15 protein-coding genes are annotated in these 15,812 nt (G+C 42.6%); 14 read left to right on the plus strand and 1 reads right to left on the minus strand.

All coding sequences use genetic code 11. The features are described from left to right. Positions 1–45: 45 nt before the first annotated feature. From hscA to L3V77_RS03180, 14 genes are all read left to right on the plus strand, one after another. Positions 46–1,911, plus strand: a complete 1,866-nt coding sequence (hscA, locus tag L3V77_RS03115; RefSeq protein WP_275135681.1) for a Fe-S protein assembly chaperone HscA — start codon at positions 46–48, stop codon at positions 1,909–1,911. A gap of 33 nt (positions 1,912–1,944) precedes the next feature. Beyond that, positions 1,945–2,283: an ISC system 2Fe-2S type ferredoxin gene (gene fdx / locus L3V77_RS03120; RefSeq protein WP_275135682.1), complete on the plus strand. Its 339-nt coding sequence runs from the start codon at positions 1,945–1,947 to the stop codon at positions 2,281–2,283. 21 nt (positions 2,284–2,304) lie between these two features. Next, a complete protein-coding gene (gene iscX / locus L3V77_RS03125; RefSeq protein ID WP_275136680.1) occupies positions 2,305–2,499 on the plus strand; it encodes a Fe-S cluster assembly protein IscX in 195 nt (64 codons plus the stop codon). 163 nt (positions 2,500–2,662) lie between these two features. Beyond that, complete coding sequence (gene pepB / locus L3V77_RS03130) at positions 2,663–3,955, plus strand: aminopeptidase PepB (protein ID WP_275135683.1); 1,293 nt, start codon at positions 2,663–2,665, stop codon at positions 3,953–3,955. 183 nt (positions 3,956–4,138) lie between these two features. Next, the gene (ndk, locus tag L3V77_RS03135) at positions 4,139–4,570 is read left to right on the plus strand and encodes a nucleoside-diphosphate kinase (protein WP_275136681.1); all 432 of its coding nucleotides are present in this window, start codon (positions 4,139–4,141) and stop codon (positions 4,568–4,570) included. A 269-nt stretch (positions 4,571–4,839) separates the two neighbouring features. Further along, complete coding sequence (locus L3V77_RS03140; RefSeq protein ID WP_275135684.1) at positions 4,840–5,958, plus strand: bifunctional tRNA (adenosine(37)-C2)-methyltransferase TrmG/ribosomal RNA large subunit methyltransferase RlmN; 1,119 nt, start codon at positions 4,840–4,842, stop codon at positions 5,956–5,958. Between the two features lie 58 nt (positions 5,959–6,016). Then, a complete protein-coding gene (gene pilW, locus L3V77_RS03145) occupies positions 6,017–6,748 on the plus strand; it encodes a type IV pilus biogenesis/stability protein PilW (protein WP_275135685.1) in 732 nt (243 codons plus the stop codon). Positions 6,749–6,760: 12 nt separating this feature from the next. Beyond that, positions 6,761–7,720, plus strand: a complete 960-nt coding sequence (gene rodZ, locus L3V77_RS03150; RefSeq protein ID WP_275135686.1) for a cytoskeleton protein RodZ — start codon at positions 6,761–6,763, stop codon at positions 7,718–7,720. A gap of 8 nt (positions 7,721–7,728) precedes the next feature. Then, positions 7,729–8,853, plus strand: a complete 1,125-nt coding sequence (gene ispG, locus L3V77_RS03155; protein WP_275135687.1) for a flavodoxin-dependent (E)-4-hydroxy-3-methylbut-2-enyl-diphosphate synthase — start codon at positions 7,729–7,731, stop codon at positions 8,851–8,853. A 25-nt stretch (positions 8,854–8,878) separates the two neighbouring features. Then, positions 8,879–10,147, plus strand: coding sequence for a histidine--tRNA ligase (gene hisS / locus L3V77_RS03160; RefSeq protein WP_275135688.1), 1,269 nt, complete (start codon positions 8,879–8,881; stop codon positions 10,145–10,147). An 11-nt stretch (positions 10,148–10,158) separates the two neighbouring features. Continuing rightward, a complete protein-coding gene (locus L3V77_RS03165) occupies positions 10,159–10,773 on the plus strand; it encodes a YfgM family protein (protein WP_275135689.1) in 615 nt (204 codons plus the stop codon). A gap of 11 nt (positions 10,774–10,784) precedes the next feature. After that, positions 10,785–11,942 (plus strand): outer membrane protein assembly factor BamB, encoded by a 1,158-nt coding sequence (gene bamB, locus L3V77_RS03170; RefSeq protein ID WP_275135690.1) that lies wholly within the window; start codon positions 10,785–10,787, stop codon positions 11,940–11,942. 186 nt (positions 11,943–12,128) lie between these two features. Next, positions 12,129–13,616 (plus strand): ribosome biogenesis GTPase Der, encoded by a 1,488-nt coding sequence (gene der / locus L3V77_RS03175; protein ID WP_275135691.1) that lies wholly within the window; start codon positions 12,129–12,131, stop codon positions 13,614–13,616. A 541-nt stretch (positions 13,617–14,157) separates the two neighbouring features. Next, positions 14,158–14,400, plus strand: coding sequence for a zinc ribbon domain-containing protein (locus L3V77_RS03180; RefSeq protein WP_275135692.1), 243 nt, complete (start codon positions 14,158–14,160; stop codon positions 14,398–14,400). Here L3V77_RS03180 and xseA read toward each other — a convergent pair. After that, a complete protein-coding gene (xseA, locus tag L3V77_RS03185; protein WP_275135693.1) occupies positions 14,397–15,728 on the minus strand; it encodes an exodeoxyribonuclease VII large subunit in 1,332 nt (443 codons plus the stop codon). The genes L3V77_RS03180 and xseA overlap by 4 nt on opposite strands. Between the last annotated feature and the right edge of the window lie 84 nt (positions 15,729–15,812).

Genomic DNA, 15,812 nt, shown 5'->3' on the forward strand with positions numbered 1-15,812 from the left:
TGAGCATGTTGAATAAGATATTCGCGGCTCAAATAAGGACGCTCAATGTTATTGCAAATTGCTGAACCTGGACAAAGCCCAGCGCCACATGAAAGTAAACTTGCTGTCGGTATTGATTTAGGCACGACAAACTCACTTGTTGCCTCTGTACGAAGCGGTACCGCTTCACCTTTACCGGATGAAAACGGAAACCATATTCTACCTTCAGTTGTCTACTATCAAAATAAAAAACACCAAGACCAAAGCCATCAAGTTGGCGCTGAAGCGAGAAGTCATGCTCAAACAGACCCCAGTAATACCATCATCTCCGTGAAGCGACTTATCGGTCGATCATTGGCTGATATCCAAACACGTTATCCATTGTTGCCATATGATTTTCTTGAAAGTGACAATGGTTTGCCATTATTGCAAACCAAAGCCGGCGTTAAAAATCCTATCGAAGTTTCGGCTGATATCCTAAAAGCGTTAAACGAGCGAGCTGAAAATACATTAGGCGGAGAGTTAGAAGGTGTTGTCATTACGGTTCCCGCTTATTTTGATGATGCGCAGCGAGCCGGTACAAAAGACGCGGCAACATTAGCAGGAATGAAGGTGCTCAGGTTACTCAATGAACCTACCGCAGCGGCTATCGCGTATGGATTAGATTCGGGAAAGGAAGGCGTTATCGCGGTTTACGACTTAGGTGGCGGTACATTTGATATCTCCATTTTGCGTCTTTCTAAAGGTATATTTGAAGTACTTGCTACTGGTGGTGACTCTGCGTTAGGTGGTGATGATTTCGACCATTTGATCGCGAACTATTTCCAGAAACAGCTCGGGTTAGCGTCCCCATTATCTGCGCAACAAAACAGAACATTATTGGATGCGGCGACAGAAGCAAAAATTGCGCTGTCAAAAGAGTTGTCCGCCGAAGTCTCTCTTTTCAATGAGACGTGTGTGTTAACACGTGACGAATTTGAAAGCCTGATACAACCACTCATTAAGAAAACACTGCTTTCTTGTCGCCGTGTGTTGAAAGATGCCGATGTAGATAGTGAAGAGGTGTTAGAAGTCGTTATGGTCGGAGGGTCAACTCGTATTCTTCTCGTACGCGAGATGGTCGGAGACTTCTTTGGTCGCACGCCACTTACCACGATAAATCCAGATGAAGTGGTCGCCATTGGTGCCGCGATTCAGGCCGATATATTGGTTGGCAACAAGCCTGACTCTGAAATGCTATTGTTAGATGTTATCCCACTTTCATTGGGTATTGAAACCATGGGTGGACTGGTCGAAAAAATTATTCCACGTAATACCACAATACCTGTCGCCAAAGCACAAGAGTTCACGACCTTTAAAGATGGGCAAACAGGGATGATTGTGCACGTCACACAAGGTGAACGAGAGTTAATTGACGACTGTCGCTCCCTCGCTAAGTTTTCTCTTAAAGGTATTCCTCCAATGGCGGCTGGAGCGGCTCATATACGTGTGACCTATCAGGTTGATGCGGATGGGTTGTTGTCTGTTACCGCGATGGAAAAAAGTACCGGGGTTCAAGCCGAGATTCAGGTTAAGCCTTCGTACGGACTAAGCGATGATGAAATTGCTAACATGCTAAGAGACTCGATGACGCATGCCCGAGATGATATGGAGGCGAGAGCATTATCAGAGCAAAAAGTTGAGGCTGACAGAGTAATCGAAGGATTAGTCGCCGCGATGAAAGCTGATGGTGATGCATTGCTTACAGATGACGAAAGTAAAGAACTTATAAAAGCCATTGAAGCACTTATTGCGCTTCGAAATGGCAATAATGCAGATGCAATAGAGCAAGGTATTAAAGAAACAGACAAAGCGAGCCAAGAATTTGCGTCTCGTCGAATGGATATTTCGATTCGTCGTGCACTTTCGGGTCAATCTGTTGATGATATTTAGTTTGCTGTACTGATTTAAGAGTAGGAAGAGAATATGCCCAAGATAGTTGTATTACCCCATGAAGATCTTTGCCCTGAAGGCGCAGTGTTGGAAGCAAAATCAGGTGAAACGGTTCTTGATGTAGCGTTAAAAAATGGTATTGGAATTGAGCATGCGTGTGAGAAATCATGCTCATGTACAACGTGCCATATTGTCGTTCGTGAAGGGTTTGATTCTCTCAATGAGAGTGATGAAATAGAAGATGATATGTTAGACAAAGCGTGGGGGCTTGAGCCTGAGTCCCGCTTAGGTTGTCAAGCCATCGTCGCGGATGAAGATCTCGTGGTTGAGATACCAAAGTATACGGTTAACCACGCATCAGAAGAGCACTAAGTTTACGAAAGGGAGCAAATGATGAAATGGACTGATTCTCTAGATATTGCAATTGAATTGTGTGATTTGTATCCAGATACTGATCCTAAAACGGTACGGTTTACTGATTTACATAAATGGATCACAGAACTGGAAGAGTTTGATGACGATCCTCAACGTTCTAATGAGAAGATATTAGAAGCCATCATTCTCTGTTGGATGGATGAAATGGATTAATCATAAGATTAATGTTGAAGAGTAAAAAGTAAATAATTTAAAAAATAGAAGGGCATAGCCCTTCTATTTCGTTTGTAATAGTGACAACTTAGACGGTAATTACGATCGCCGAAAAAAGACGCAGTTATAAAAAAGAGCGCTGCATATAGAGCTAGGAGAAATTATGTCTACACAGATGCAAGTACAGATATCAAAAGATCAAGCGGATGCCCAATGGGGCGAAAAAGCGGTTATCTCATTTAACGAAAATGGCGCGCAGATACATACAGATGGTTCACACGATACCGGTGTTATTCAAAAAGCGGCAAGAAAGCTTGAAGGCAATGGAATTAAGTCAATCCAATTAATCGGTGACGGTTGGGGACTAGAGGAAGTTTGGACTTTTTTACAAGGATTCCGTTCTCCAAAAAACAAAGGTAATGTGGATTGGACTGCATTAGAAGATGCCGATCAAAAAGAGCTAGAAGCAAGAATAAAAACCACTGATTGGGTTCGCGATATAATCAATAAACCAGCAGAAGAGGTAGCGCCAAGGCAGCTTGCTTCTATGGCAGGTGAGTTCATAAAATCGCTCTCTCCAGAAAACGTTACTTACCGTATTGTCAAAGATAAAGATTTGCTGTCAGAAGGTTGGACAGGAATTTTTGCTGTGGGTCGTGGGTCTGAAAGGACGTCGGCAATGCTTCAGCTAGATTACAACCCAACGGGCGATAAAGATGCCCCTGTCTTTGCTTGCCTCGTCGGTAAAGGTATCACTTTTGATTCTGGTGGTTATAGTTTAAAACCTTCTAACGGCATGACATCGATGAAGGCTGATATGGGTGGTGCTGGTACCATTACTGGTGGTTTAGGGTTGGCGATTCTTCGTGGTTTGAATAAGCGCGTTAAGCTTATCCTATGTTGTGCAGAAAATATGGTGTCAGGTCGAGCACTAAAGCTCGGTGATATTATCACCTATAAAAATGGCAAAACTGTCGAAATAATGAACACAGATGCAGAAGGGCGTTTGGTTTTGGCTGATGGCCTCATCTTTGCCAGTGAGCAAAACCCAGAGCTTATTATCGACTGTGCTACGTTAACAGGTGCCGCTAAAAACGCATTGGGTAATGATTTCCATGCACTGTTGTCATTTGATGATGAGCTGTCCCATAAAGTATTAACCAGCGCAAACGAAGAGAAAGAAGGTCTGTGGCCATTGCCACTAGCCGATTTTCATAGAGGCATGTTACCTTCCAGTTTTGCCGATTTGTCTAATATCAGCAGTGGTGATTTCGCACCCGGTGCGAGTACTGCCGCTGCTTTCTTATCTTATTTTGTAGAAGACCACAAAAAAGGATGGTTACACTTTGATTGCGCAGGTACTTATCGCAAATCGGCCAGTGATAAATGGTCCGCTGGTGCAACAGGTATGGGTGTCCGCACATTAGCGCGCTTTCTTGTTGACCAATCAAAGTAAAAGATAATATAAAGTCATTAGTTAAAATAATAAGGTGGTTTATACCTCTACAATTAACCTAAATGGTTACCTAATAGAATGGGTATAAAACCACCGAATAAACGTCGTAAAGTCAATCAGCATAAACCTTACACATTTCGTAATAAGAATAGTGAAGGTAATAAAAGTAAAAAAGGAAATCATATGGCCCTTGAAAGAACATTCTCAATTGTTAAGCCTGACGCAGTGAAGCGAAATCTTATTGGTGAAATATATAACCGTATCGAGAAAGCGGGTTTACGTGTCGTGGCAGCAAAAATGCTTCGCTTAACGGATGCACAAGCGAGTGGTTTTTACGCAGAGCATGAAGGTAAAGAGTTCTTCCCTCCTCTAAAAGAGTTCATGGTATCAGGTCCAGTCATGGTCCAGGTGCTTGAAGGCGAAAATGCCATTGAACGCTATAGAGAGCTTATGGGAACAACCAACCCTGACACTGCCGCATGTGGCACGATCCGTAATGACTATGCCTTGAGCATGCGTTTCAACTCGGTGCACGGTTCAGATAGCCCTGCCTCAGCGGCTCGCGAGATAGAATTTTTCTTCCCTGAATCAGAGATTTGTCCTCGAGTAGAATAGTGTCGTAGGATAACGTTTCTAATGGAATCTTGAGCGTTTACTTTGCTCACTTCTAAAATCTGGGAAAATAGACTAGATTTCAGGAAAAAGACGTTCAAGATTCTATATTCTAAGTAATCAATCCCTTACCTACCAAGTGTGTTTCAACCCTTGTTGTACCTGATTAAACGCTGTACAATTCGCGCCCTTATTTATAATTAACTTGATGATACGCACAATGCGGTCAGGTTATTTAGTATTTTGAAAAACAACTGTCGTCGAGAGGTCACATGACTACTGCAAAAGTCAATTTAATGGATTTTGATCGTAAAGGTCTTCGCCATTTTTTTATTGAAGAATTAGGTGAGAAAGCCTTCCGAGCAGAGCAGGTGATGAAATGGATCTACCAGTTTGGCGTCGATGACTTCGAACAAATGACGAATATCAATAAAAAGCTACGCGAAAAATTACTGCGTGTCGCTGAGATCCGTGCTCCTCTTGTTTCCGATGCTCAGCATTCGTCTGATGGCACTATTAAATGGGCTATGCGTGTTGGTGATCAAGATGTCGAAACGGTCTATATCCCAGATGATGAACGCGCGACATTGTGCGTATCTTCTCAAGTTGGATGCGCCCTTGAATGTACGTTTTGCTCAACGGGTCAACAAGGTTTTAACCGTAATCTAAGGGTATCTGAAATTATTGGTCAGGTATGGAGAGCGGCGAAAGAAATAGGGTTACAAAAAGATACTGGCCGACGTCCAATTACCAATGTGGTTATGATGGGGATGGGTGAGCCACTTTTGAACATGAAAAACTTGATACCAGCATTAGAAATTATGCTCGATGATTTAGGTTTCGGTCTATCTAAGCGTCGCGTAACCGTATCTACATCGGGTGTGGTGTCTGGTTTGGATCAGATGACAGGTGTTATTGATGTGGCTTTGGCCGTGTCATTACATGCTCCGACAGATGAACTTCGTAGCCAGATTATGCCGATCAATGATCGCTGGAGCATTCAGGATCTACTTGCTTCCATTCATCGATATGTTGACTCGTCGAACGCCAACCGTGGCAAGGTTACGATCGAATATGTTTTGTTGGATCATGTAAATGATGACATGCAACATGCAAGACAACTCGCAGAAGTAATGAAAGGTACACCTTGTAAGATCAATTTAATTCCATTTAATCCTTATCCTGGTTCACCATACAAAAAGCCAAGTAACTCTCGTATCGATCGTTTCCAGAAGACACTAATGGAGTATGAACATACGGTAACAGTACGTAAAACGCGCGGCGATGATATCGATGCAGCGTGTGGTCAGTTAGTTGGTGATGTGATCGATAGAACAAAACGAACAAAACAGAACCAGCTTGGGGAACCAATTCCGGTAAAATCAATCTGATAAGATTGCAATCATTGAATCGGGTGTGACCCGTGCGCTTATTTAAGGCTTTGATTCAATGGTTAGATGGGTTGTAACAACATTTCTTGCATGCACAGTGACGGGTTGTGTTACAGTTACTGAGCAAGAGATGAGTGGTAGAAATAGTGATATTGAAGCGGCAGATGCAAGAATAGAGCTTGGTTTAGGCTATCTTGCTGATGGAAATAGACTTAAAGCAAGAGAAAATCTTGAATTAGCTATAAGATACGCACCAAATTACTACCGAACATTGAATTCAATAGCTTATTATTATCAGTTAGTTGGTGAGAAAATACTTGCCGAACAAACGTATATAAAAGCATTGCGGGAGTCTCCAAAGAACAGCGAAGTGCTTAATAATTACGGTGCATTCTTATGTCGACTTGGTCAATATGAAAAAGCCGACGAGTTTTTTACCCGTGCAATTAAGCAGCCTTCAAACTATCAAGTGGTTGATAGTTTAGAAAATGCAGCGATATGCTCACTAAAGAGTGGTAACAGAGCAAAAGCAGAGCATTATTTTACGCGTTCTTTGGATTATGACCCACACCGTTATTTCTCACTGCTTCAATTGTCTAAATTGGAGTCAGAGAATGGGGATTATAATGATGCAAGGGTTAGACTAATTAAATTTCACGATAGGTTTGGATACCAATTGAGTAGTTTACATCTGCTTATAGAGTTAGAAAATAAAGCAGGTAATAAAGAGTTAGCAAACGAATACGCTAAAATACTTAAGGTAAAATATCCGAGCTCTACAAAAAATTAGAAATACATAGCTATGACTACTGAAAAAGAACCAACTATAACTGAAGAAGTGGTAGAGACCGTTGCTGGAGTACAGGCAGGGGATATGCTTCGTACTAAGCGTGAGCAACTGGGTATTTCTCAAGAAGAAATCGCCGACCGATTAAGGTTGAGACTCACTATTATTCAAAGTATCGATGCAAATAACTATGAATTTGATCAAGTCGCTACGTTTACACGCGGCTATTTACGTTCTTATGCAAAAGCGGTTTCTTTAGACGATAAAGAAGTACTTGCCTCTCTAGATAGCTTTAAAGAAGCGCAACACTCAGATCATGAAATGCAAAGTTTTTCTCGAAAAACTAAGAGAGATAAACATGATAGTCGCATAATGAAGCTAACGTGGATAATATTTGTTGTTATTATCGGTATCTCTTCTCTCTGGTGGTATCAAAACCAACAAGATACATTAACGGAAGTCAGCACGGTTGATGCTGTCATGCCTGTTATTGCGGCTGAACCTCCACAATCAAATGAACCTGCTTCTCCTGACCGCTCTCAATTTGAGCAGCCTGAAGCGGTGACACTTCCAGCAAGTCTTGACGATGATCAGGGGAAGCCGGTAGAACAGTTACAACAAGAAGCGGCTGAGCAAGCCGCATTGCTAGAAAAAGCAAATGGCGAAGCGGCAGTGATGTCCGAAGTAGAAACAGAAATCGTCATCACGGAAGATAATTCTGAACCGCTGGAAAAAAGCGGTAATGAATTAGCCATGACCTTCTCTGCCGATTGTTGGGTGCAAGTGAAAGATGCCACCGGCAAAACGTTTGCCACAGGTGTCAAAAAAGCAGGTAGTACGATTAAATTTGCTGGAAAAGCACCGTATAAAATTATTTTGGGTGCGCCTGAAGGCGTATCGATGACATTTGCGAATGAACCAGTTGACCTTTCTGGGTATAATACTGGCAAAGTAGCAAGATTCACCTTACCTTAGAAGCTAATATGCAACACGAATCCCCTATTAAACGTCGCTCATCGACCAGAATATACGTCGGCGATGTCCCTATTGGCGACGGCGCACCAATTGCTGTGCAATCGATGACCAATACACGTACTACTGATGTGGCTGCAACTGTCGCTCAAATACGAGCTTTAGAAAAAGTCGGCGCTGATATCGTTCGAGTTTCTGTTCCAACGATGGATTCAGCAGAAGCTTTTAAGCTGATCAAACAACAAGTCTCTATTCCCCTTATCGCAGATATCCATTTTGACTATCGTATCGCCCTGAAAGTGGCTGAGTACGGAGTAGACTGTTTACGAATTAATCCCGGCAATATCGGCAATGAAAGCCGAATTCGTTCTGTGGTTGATTGTGCTCGCGATAATAATATACCGATTCGTATTGGCGTTAATGGTGGGTCGTTAGAAAAAGAAATCCAAGAGAAGTATGGCGAACCTACACCCGCCGCTCTCGTAGAATCAGCAATGCGTCATGTTGATATACTTGATAGGCTCAATTTTGATCAATTCAAAGTGAGTGTAAAAGCCTCGGATGTTTTTCTAGCAGTAGACTCTTACCGTTTGCTGGCACAAAAAATAGATCAGCCATTGCATTTAGGTATTACGGAAGCGGGTGGAGCAAGAGCGGGTTCCGTTAAGTCAGCGGTAGGGCTCGGTTTGTTGTTGTCAGAAGGTATTGGCGATACATTACGAATTTCTCTAGCCGCCGACCCTATTGAAGAAATTAAAGTGGGTTTCGATATTCTGAAATCGCTGCGAATTCGTTCTCGAGGTATTAATTTCATTGCTTGCCCAACCTGTTCTCGTCAAGAGTTTGATGTGATAGCAACGGTAAACGCTCTGGAACAGAGATTAGAAGATATTACCACTCCAATGGACGTATCTCTTATAGGTTGCGTAGTAAATGGACCCGGTGAAGCGGAAGTTTCTCATTTGGGGCTTGCTGGTAGCGCAAGAAGAAGTGCGTTTTATGAAGATGGTAAACGAACCAAAGAGCGCCTTGATAACAATGATCTTCTCGACAATTTAGAAGCAAAAATTCGTGCAAAAGCCTCCATTTTGGACGCGAAACAACGAATTGATATAAACCAAATTGAAAGTAATTAATCTCAACGATTTACGGTAATAGACAGTGGCAAAAACAATTCAAGCAATTCGAGGCATGAACGACTGCCTCCCAACTGACTCACCACTTTGGCAAAAAGTAGAGAGTACAGTAAAACAAGTAATTAGTGCTTATGGGTATAGTGAAGTACGTATGCCTATTGTTGAGCAAACGCATTTATTTAGCCGTGCAATTGGTGAAGTGACCGACGTTGTTGAGAAGGAGATGTATACCTTTGAAGACCGCAATGGGGACAGTTTAACGCTGCGCCCTGAAGGGACCGCGGGTTGTGTTCGTGCTGGTATTGAAAATGGTCTTCTGTATAACCAAGAGCAACGTCTTTGGTATATGGGACCAATGTTTAGACATGAGCGCCCTCAAAAAGGACGCTATCGTCAGTTTCATCAAGTTGGTGTCGAAGTATTTGGTCTTAATGGTCCAGATGTCGATGCAGAACTGATCATTATGACAGCACGTTTATGGCGAGAATTAGGCATTGCGGATCATGTACGTTTAGAGTTGAACTCAATCGGTTCTCTAGAGGCTCGTGCTAATTATCGTGATGCATTAGTTACGTATCTTGAACAGCACGAAGATGTTTTAGATGACGATTGTAAACGTCGTATGTATACCAATCCTTTACGTGTATTGGATAGCAAAAATCCAGAAGTACAAGCTATTTTAGGTGATGCGCCAAAGCTCTCTTCATTTTTAGATGAAGAGTCAGTGCAACACTTTTCCGGATTGTGTGAACTTCTTGACTCTGCTGGAATCGAATACCAAGTTAATGAACGTTTAGTACGCGGTTTAGATTATTACAATCGAACTGTATTTGAATGGATTACAGAAAGCTTAGGAGCTCAAGGTACGGTTTGTGGCGGGGGTCGCTATGATGGACTTGTTGAGCAATTAGGTGGAAAGGCGACACCTGGAGTCGGGTTTGCTATGGGCTTAGAGCGTCTAGTCTTACTACTCGATACATTGGGGTTAACTGATGTACGTCGTAATGTTGATGTGTACTTAGTTACCGCAGGTGAAGGCACGATGAAAGCGGGTATGAAGTTAGCCGAACAATTACGTGAAACATTACCGAGTTTACGTATTATGACCCATTTCGGTGGCGGCAATTTTAAGAAACAATTTAAGCGCGCAGACAAAGTCGGTGCAGCGGTTGCATTAGTGTTAGGTGAGAATGAAGTTGCTGAAAATACTGTTGTGGTAAAAGACCTCATCGGTGGATCGCAAACAACAGTCGCGCAAGCCGATGTTGCAGCTCAACTAATAGAATTGGTTTAAGAGGATTTAAAGTGGAATTGTACGATAGCGAAGAAGATCAAGTTCTAGCCATAAAAGATTGGTGGAAAGAGAACGGTAAAGCCGTCATTTTAGGTGGTGTTATCGGTTTCGGTGGATTATTTGGTTGGCGTTTTTATCAAGATTCAGTCATCGAAGCAAAAGAGGCTGCATCAGATAGTTATTCACAAGTGATCGAGCAACTTGCAACCAAAGGTGTTGCCGTTTCTTCTCAAGTGGAGAGCTTTATCGAGTCGAATAAAGACACTGAATATTCTGTTCTAGCCGCACTCCAGCTTGCAAAAGCTCAGGTTGATGCTGCTGAATGGGATAAAGCATTAGCGCAACTAGAGTGGGCAAAAGCCAATACTAAAGATATTGCGATAGGGCCAATTGCCAGCTTCCGCATTGCTCGAATCCAAGCTCAAAAAGAACAATTTGATGATGCGTTAGCAACACTTGGAGCGTTAGATTCAAAAGCATGGGCAGGCAGAGTCGCAGAACTTAAAGGTGATATTTTACTGCGAAAAGGCGATAAAGATGCCGCATATAGTGCCTACACTGAAGCTCAACAAGCAGCAGATGCAAGCCAAGATATCCAGTTTAAGTTGGATGATCTTGCCAAGTAAGGGCTGAAGTAATGAAGAAAACACTCAGTCGAGTATTATTAAGTACCACTATTATTATTGGACTTGCGGGTTGTGCTAGTGAGGAAGACACAGTGGTTATGGCGCCTGTTCCACAGGTTAATAGCCAGTTTACTCCAAGCAGCGATTGGTCTGCGGAAATAGGCGATGGTGCTGGCCAGTTCTTTTCAAAGCTGCAGCCTGTGTTTGCCTACGACAAAATATTTGTCGCAAGTCGTGATGGTGAAGTTAAGGCGTTGGATCCTGAAAATGGCAAAATCATTTGGAAGATCGATCTTGAAAAAGAAGGTATTGCCCGTTTATCTGGTGGCATAACTGCGTCTTATGGAAAGCTGTTTATTGGTTCTGAGAATAGTGAAGTTATCGCACTTGATAACGACACAGGTGAAGAGCTTTGGCGTCAACAAGTTATGGGTGAGGTACTATCGAAACCAGCGACTGAGAATAACCTCGTTATTGTTAATACAAGTCGCGGTATTTTAGAAGCTCTTGACTCTGAAACAGGTGAACAAGAGTGGACGATAAGTACAGAAGTTCCTAACCTGACATTGAGAGGAGATAGCTCTCCATCTACAGTGTCTGGTGGTGTTTTTTGGGGAACGGCGAATGGTCGTTTAGCCGCCGCAATTGTTGCTCGTGGTCAGTTAATATGGCAACAACCTATTGGTATTCCAAAAGGTGCAACTGAAATAGATAGATTGGTTGATGTTGATTCCTCACCCGTTATCTTGGGTGGTATGCTTTATTCCGTTGGTTTCAATGGTCAATTAATCGCCATTGACTTGCGTTCAGGTGCTCCAGCGTGGAAGCGTACCTACTCATCTACCTTGGATATGGCAACAGATGGTTCTGATTTGTTCTTAGTCTCAGACAACGATCATATCGCTGCTGTCGATGTCCGTAGTGGTACCGAAATCTGGACAAATAAACTGTTAGAAAACCGTTTGCTCACTGCGCCTGCGTTAATAAATGGGTATCTGGTCTTTGGTGATGCAGAAGGTTACTTACATTGGCTGGACACGGATACCGGTGAATTTGTTGCCCAGCAGTTGATCAATGATAGTGGTTTTGCTGTCGGTCCAATTGAAGTGAACGACGGATACCTGATCACGACACGTGATGGTAAAATCCGTAAGTTAAAAATCGACTAGATCTTAACTCAAATAATGAAAGTGTGATAGAATTCACGTTCGGCTCCTGACTTTGCGGTCAGGAGCCGTTTTGTTGTAAGAAACAACGCTTGCTGATTTGAGTTGTTGTTGAATTGAGTAGTTATAGGTAAGTCTTCAAAAACTTACCTATAACTACATAATAGAATGTTTTTTGTAGAGGTTGTTATGATTCCTGTTGTTGCCCTTGTAGGGCGTCCAAACGTAGGCAAGTCTACGCTGTTTAACCGATTGACACGTACGCGTGATGCACTTGTTGCAGACTTTCCTGGGCTGACTCGTGACCGAAAATATGGTCAAGCTAAACTTGGCGAACATGAATTTATTGTTATTGACACCGGTGGTATTGACGGCACAGAAGAAGGTGTCGAGACCAAGATGGCGGAGCAATCACTTGCTGCTATCGATGAAGCCGATGTTGTGTTGTTTATGGTCGATGGTCGTGCCGGTTTAACCGTCGCCGATCAAGCCATTGCACAACACCTGAGAAAGATAGAAAAGCCAGCTATGCTTGTGGTCAATAAAGTAGATGGTGTTGATGCGGATGCAGCAAGTGCTGATTTCTGGCAACTTGGTATGGATAAAATGTACCAAATTGCGGCCTCTCAGGGCCGCGGTGTCACGGTATTGATTGATCTCGCATTGAGTCCATTTGCTGAAGCTTTGAATGAGAAAGAGAGAGGCGAGATTGAAGATCTAACCGATCTTGTTGACGACGATGAAGAGAAGCTTGAATACACCGAAGAAGAAGCGGAAGAAGAGTTCAAGCGCTTGCAAGACCAGCCAATTAAACTGGCTATTATTGGTCGTCCAAACGTAGGTAAATCAACGTTGACAAACCGAATCCTCGGTGAAGAACGTGTGGTTGTTTACGATATGCCTGGCACTACTCGAGATTCTATCTATATCCCGATGCAGCGTGATGAACGCGAATATGTGCTAATAGATACTGCTGGTGTTCGTCGTCGTAAGCGCATCAATGAAACAGTAGAAAAGTTTTCTGTGGTGAAAACGCTTAAAGCAATAGAAGATGCTAACGTCGTGTTGGTGGTTATCGATGCACGTGAGAATATATCTGATCAAGATTTGAGCTTGTTAGGCTTTGCGTTAAACGCAGGTCGCTCCATAGTTATTGCGGTAAATAAGTGGGACGGTTTAGATACCGATATTAAAGCTGATGTTAAGAAAGAGCTGGACCGTCGATTAGGTTTTGTTGATTTCGCTCGAATTCACTTCATCTCTGCGTTACACGGTACGGGTGTTGGTCACTTATTTGAATCTGTTCAAGAGGCCTATAAATCGGCAACAACACGTGTTGGTACTTCTGTACTTACCCGTGTAATGAAAATGGCAACAGATGACCATCAGCCACCGCTTGTTCGCGGACGTCGTGTTAAGCTTAAGTATGCTCACGCTGGTGGCTATAACCCACCTATTGTGGTTATTCATGGTAATCAGGTTAAAGCGCTTCCAGATTCTTACAAGCGCTACCTAATGAACTACTATCGCCGTTCATTAGAGATTATGGGCACGCCAATTCGTATTCAGTTCCATAACAGCGAAAACCCATTTGAAGGTAAGGTCAACAAAATGACGCTCTCTCAAGGACGCAAAAGAGATCGCGTATTGAGTATGATGAAAAACAGAAAAAAATAATTAAAAAGCGCCTTTAAGGCGCTTTTTTCTTCCCCGCGATAAAATACCACCCAAAGAAATGGGTGACCGTCCCTTTGATCCGCGCCCGAAGGATCACAAAATATAAAATAAAACTTTCGTCATTTCCGTAGAGACGCAATACTGTCCTTCAAGAAACGTATGCATAAATTCACACTATTGCCTTTAACGGCGCCATTTAAAGGCACTTATTTTGTATGTGGATTTTTATGGAAGCATGAATATATCTCTGTTTATCGATAGATTACTGCTAAGTGAATTTCGATGTTTAATTTTTATTGATCAATTTTGTGAAATCCTGCGATCTAAAGATTAAATTAATCAATTAAGAATAATAATCTGTGTAAAATGCATCTACAGGATATGTAACTTATGCTTTCGGGTTGTGTGTATATTTATGTTCTTAATAGGGTAGATCGCTGATCAAAATTGATAAAGCAGAAGATCTGACGAAGATCTTTTTTTGACGAGTTATTTAGTGGCGATGGGTATTAAGGTTTAATTAAGTTTGTTGAGGAAGAGTATGTCGGTTGAAAATGTATGCCCAAAATGCAGCAGGTCATTGGAATGGCAAGTAGGATCTTATCGCTGTAACGATTGTGATGTCAGCTACACTAAAGTGGCGTTTTGTCCTAAGTGTGAAGCAGAGTTAGAAAAGCTACAAGCTTGCGGTTCGGTAAGTTACTTTTGTAATAGCTGTAATGAAATGAAATCTAAATCCGCCGTTCGGATTGAGTTTCAGGCTCAAGGTGAGTCATTAGGCTAGTTTACGGTGGAGGTAATTTCGCCATCAACAAATTGGGTGATCATTTGATCGCCCTTTTCTAATTTAGACGCATGAGATATGACGTTTCCTGATCCATCCTTACTAATCGAATAACCACGTTTCAACGTTGCTAATGGGCTAACCGCATCCAGTTTCTCTGCATGAAGCGCGAGGCTATGTTTCGACATCAACATGGTGCGATGGATAGCATCGCTTAGCTTTTGTTCTGCTTGAATCAACGCATGCTTTTGTTGATTCAATTGTTTATCTGGAGAATTAAGATGTAATCGATGATTTAGGTTCTGGATTTGATGTTGTCCTGAACGTGTTTGTTCTTCGATTGAGCGGATCAAACGAGATTCTAGATCATCTAATCTCTGGATCTGTTGCTCTAAACGGTAGCTAGGATGTTGTTTTTCAAGCCGGTGATTGGACTGTTGTAGCAGATAATGCCGCTTAGACAGATTTACTTTAATGGCATTTTCCAGACGATTTGTTCGGGAATGCAGTGCTTGTTCTTTATGGCTTTGGTCTCGACTGACTAGCTCTGCCGCTGCGGACGGGGTTGGTGCGCGAACGTCAGCAACAAAATCAGCGATAGTAACGTCGATTTCATGACCTACGGCGCTGATAATGGGAATGTCGCTTGCGGCAATAGTTCTAGCAACCACTTCATGGTTGAAACACCAGAGATCTTCTAACGAACCACCGCCACGGCCGACGATCAATACATCACACTCATCACGAGAGTTTGCTCTGCCAATTGCTTGCGCGATTTCGAACGTTGCCGCTTCTCCTTGAACCGTCGTTGGATAAACAATGACAGGTAGGTTAGGGTCTCTGCGTTTAAGGACATCTAAGATATCGTACAGAGCAGCACCTGTTTTAGAGGTGATGACACCGACGCACTTCGGGTTCTCTGGAAGTGATTTTTTTAGAGACTGAGCAAAAAGACCTTCTGCGGCCAATTGCATTTTGAGTTTATCAAACTCTTGTTGTAACTTGCCGTCGCCTTCTGGCTGCATGCTTTCAATGATTAGCTGGTAATCTCCGCGTGGCTCATAAAGAGACAGGCGTGCCTTGACCAATACTTGATTGCCGTTTTCAGGTCTGAATGTTACTCGGCGATTATTTCCACGAAACATGGCGCACTTAACCTGAGCGCGGGAGTCTTTTAGAGATAAATACCAATGTCCAGAAACAGGTGCAGAAAAGTTAGAGATCTCGCCGACTAACCAAACGATACCCATCTCGTTTTCTAGCAGTAGACGAACTTCTGCATTAAGACGGGATACAGTAAATATGTTTTGGTTGCTTTGCACAGACAAGAGAATACCACGGGACGTGAGTATGGAAATTAGCGGCAATATAATACATAGCAAGAGGGTTAATGCAAATTAAAAGTTAAAAAA

This window comes from Vibrio sp. DW001, assembly GCF_029016285.1.
Lineage (GTDB): Bacteria > Pseudomonadota > Gammaproteobacteria > Enterobacterales > Vibrionaceae > Vibrio.

What these genes read in the sequence shown, in the direction of transcription:
- hscA (WP_275135681.1), top strand. Translation starts at nt 46, where the DNA reads ATGTTATTGCAAATTGCTGAACCTGGACAAAGCCCAGCGCCACATGAA.
- fdx (WP_275135682.1), top strand. Translation starts at nt 1,945, where the DNA reads ATGCCCAAGATAGTTGTATTACCCCATGAAGATCTTTGCCCTGAAGGC.
- iscX (WP_275136680.1), top strand. Translation starts at nt 2,305, where the DNA reads ATGAAATGGACTGATTCTCTAGATATTGCAATTGAATTGTGTGATTTG.
- pepB (WP_275135683.1), top strand. Translation starts at nt 2,663, where the DNA reads ATGTCTACACAGATGCAAGTACAGATATCAAAAGATCAAGCGGATGCC.
- ndk (WP_275136681.1), top strand. Translation starts at nt 4,139, where the DNA reads ATGGCCCTTGAAAGAACATTCTCAATTGTTAAGCCTGACGCAGTGAAG.
- L3V77_RS03140 (WP_275135684.1), top strand. Translation starts at nt 4,840, where the DNA reads ATGACTACTGCAAAAGTCAATTTAATGGATTTTGATCGTAAAGGTCTT.
- pilW (WP_275135685.1), top strand. Translation starts at nt 6,017, where the DNA reads ATGGTTAGATGGGTTGTAACAACATTTCTTGCATGCACAGTGACGGGT.
- rodZ (WP_275135686.1), top strand. Translation starts at nt 6,761, where the DNA reads ATGACTACTGAAAAAGAACCAACTATAACTGAAGAAGTGGTAGAGACC.
- ispG (WP_275135687.1), top strand. Translation starts at nt 7,729, where the DNA reads ATGCAACACGAATCCCCTATTAAACGTCGCTCATCGACCAGAATATAC.
- bamB (WP_275135690.1), top strand. Translation starts at nt 10,785, where the DNA reads ATGAAGAAAACACTCAGTCGAGTATTATTAAGTACCACTATTATTATT.
- der (WP_275135691.1), top strand. Translation starts at nt 12,129, where the DNA reads ATGATTCCTGTTGTTGCCCTTGTAGGGCGTCCAAACGTAGGCAAGTCT.
- L3V77_RS03180 (WP_275135692.1), top strand. Translation starts at nt 14,158, where the DNA reads ATGTCGGTTGAAAATGTATGCCCAAAATGCAGCAGGTCATTGGAATGG.